A 2,549-nucleotide genomic window follows, 5' to 3' on the forward strand; every position below is an offset into this window, starting at 1 on the left:
GTATTATTGAAAAATAACCATAATATTCAAGCAAATTTGGCAGTTCATAACTTTTTAAAACTCCTGCCAACCCAAAAATCAAGGCTCCATTACCTGCAACCAAAGTCGCAGATTTCGCTTCCGCGTATTTTAGCCAATCATTAATGTTTAAAAATATATCTTTTAATTTCTCATCCACGTGGTGAAGCCTCCAAAAAATTCTAACGCTTAAGTATTTATCCGTTGTCGTAGCACAATGGATAAATACCTGTTGGACTTGGCCGCTTCTATCTATGGAGTTTGCTTTTTAGGACTGACTTACGTTCCACTCTTATCATTAAGATTGGTACCCCATCAGCCGTCCATTTTCCACTTCTAGCCACCAATTTATCTACTGCGACTATACCCGTTGCATAATCTTTTTAAAAGCGAACAATGCCCCTCTCTCGCCATAACACAACGATAATTTTATTCATTACAATCAGACAACTAGGTCAGTCGGTGCTCTGAAACGACTATCCTAGGTCTAATATTGATGCACACGAGTACCATGCTGTTGCTATGGCAGTTCGGACAACAAGGTTTCTCTTTCAGCACTTCCGATTTCTCTACGGGTCGCTTTCGTAAGCTTTGCCTAATTTCCGCTATCGCTTTTACCCGTACAGCATTAGCTAAAAAGCCATAGTAGCGTATTCGCATTAGCCCTTTAGGCAACACATGTAAAAGTAAGCGTCGAAGTAACTCGCCCGCATTACAACACATTCTTTGCGTCCCATTGGTTCGATAGTCTTTGTAACTCATCGTGATACGGCCATCCACGTTATAACTTAATTGGTTGGGATTTAACCCGATACGATTGCAATACCGAGATAGATAACCCACTACCGCTGTAGGCTCGTGGAGTACAGGTTTACTGTACACAACCCACCTCTTACTAGCGGCTTCCTCTAATAAATTACTGTGCGTTGCTATCAACTCGCTTACTCGACATAACATCTCTTTCTTAAAGCGAACGGATAAGGCTTTAACCGGAAGCAGGTAACTCTCTTTTCTTGTCGGTTGCCATTGCCGATCTTTTGTAAGCACCCCACTCGGTAGTAGGCAATGAATATGAGTATGTTGACTCAGATTTCTTCCCCAAGTGTGAAGAACCATTAATGCTCCAAGTTGACCGACAAGGTGATGCCGCTCATTAGCAAACGCGCATAATGTTGCCCACACTGAATGAAACAAGCATTGATAAACCACCTTAGGATGCGCTTTAACCAGAGCATTGAACTCGTGAGGTAAGGTAAAAACCATATGATGGTAGGCCACAGGTAAAATATCTTGGCTTCGCTTTGTTAGCCATTGCTGTCTCATCTGCTCTTGGCAATTGGGGCAATGACGGTCTCGACAAGAGCAGTACCAACGCGTTTCATGACCACATTGCTGACAACGCCAGTCGTAGCTGCCCATACGCTCTGTTCGGCAGTCTCTTAAATGGTTAAGCACTTGCCACTGTCTCGGTGTGACTTTACTTTTATCAAGCTCTTCTAAGCCTTGTGTTAATACGGCTTGGTAAGGAGATAATGCGTTCATTCGCTCTCCTCCCATAGTTGAGCAACTAAGTCGAACTTACTTCCGTCCGAGCTTTCGTTGTGATGACCTATCCAATGGGTGTACCTCAATGTCGTTTTGATATTCGAATGTCCGAGGTAACGCTGAAGAACATTCAAAGGCATGCCCGATTCAAGCTGATGAGTCGCATAAGCGTGCCTCAAGGCGTGTATTCCTCCTAATTTTCTGACGTTTGCCTCTACTTTTGCTGCTTTGAAGCATTTCTGCAGAGAGCTAATACCCAATGGCTTTTCGGGCTCTAGGCTGGGAAACAACACTACGGTGGGATGATAATGACACCAGTAATTTCGAAGATGATTCAGTTGGCTATCACCCAGTGGAACAAAGCGATCTTTTTTACCTTTACCACAATGAATGTGCAGTCGTTTCGCCGTACCATCAATGTCTTTCACGTACAAGCCTACGACCTCACTGACACGTAGGCCACATCCATAACACATTTCAAGTGCGGTCTGATATTTAAGACTTCGACAATGACTAATGATACTTCTTACTTCCTCGCGATTAAGCAGCTCCGGTATTTTACTGGCGCGTTCAATCGGGGGAACCAGTCGCTCTTCAAATTCTCTATTCAAAACGGCACGATAAAAGAACAAGATGGCATTCAAAGCTTGAGCACAAGTACTACTACTTAAGCTCCGCTCTGTGGTGAGCGTACGTAAATACGCACTAATCTGTTGATCAGTGAGTAAATCGGGGGACAGATCGTAAGTAGTAGATAGCTCTTTAACCCAACGTAAATAGCTTGCATGGGTTTTCGGAGAAAAACGGCGAACCGCCATTTCATCGATAAGTTGTTGTCTTAATAAGGTCATGATGTATTCCTTAATCTATGGATACATCATAAGTTTGGTCTATCAGGTAAGTGAGAGGAAAGCCCTCCGCGAAGCGGCTTAGTTCAACAGCTCTTAGACAGAAAAATTCTGCATTTAAATATAGAATTTTTCTAT

2 protein-coding genes are annotated in these 2,549 nt (G+C 43.0%); both read right to left on the minus strand.

Annotation, left to right across the window (positions count from 1 at the left end):
* Positions 1 to 468: 468 nt before the first annotated feature.
* Positions 469 to 1,560, minus strand: coding sequence for a transposase (locus tag AB4496_RS03185; RefSeq protein ID WP_136983454.1), 1,092 nt, complete (start codon positions 1,558 to 1,560; stop codon positions 469 to 471).
* The gene (locus tag AB4496_RS03190; protein WP_372090870.1) at positions 1,557 to 2,414 is read right to left on the minus strand and encodes a tyrosine-type recombinase/integrase; all 858 of its coding nucleotides are present in this window, start codon (positions 2,412 to 2,414) and stop codon (positions 1,557 to 1,559) included. The genes AB4496_RS03185 and AB4496_RS03190 overlap by 4 nt, the downstream gene beginning before the upstream one ends.
* Between the last annotated feature and the right edge of the window lie 135 nt (positions 2,415 to 2,549).

It is taken from the genome of Vibrio sp. 10N.222.46.A1 (assembly GCF_041473595.1).
Taxonomy (GTDB): Bacteria; Pseudomonadota; Gammaproteobacteria; order Enterobacterales; family Vibrionaceae; genus Vibrio; species Vibrio tasmaniensis_A.

Coding starts and splice junctions, on each gene's coding strand:
- AB4496_RS03185 (WP_136983454.1), bottom strand. CDS start 1,560: ATGAACGCATTATCTCCTTACCAAGCCGTATTAACACAAGGCTTAGAA.
- AB4496_RS03190 (WP_372090870.1), bottom strand. CDS start 2,414: ATGACCTTATTAAGACAACAACTTATCGATGAAATGGCGGTTCGCCGT.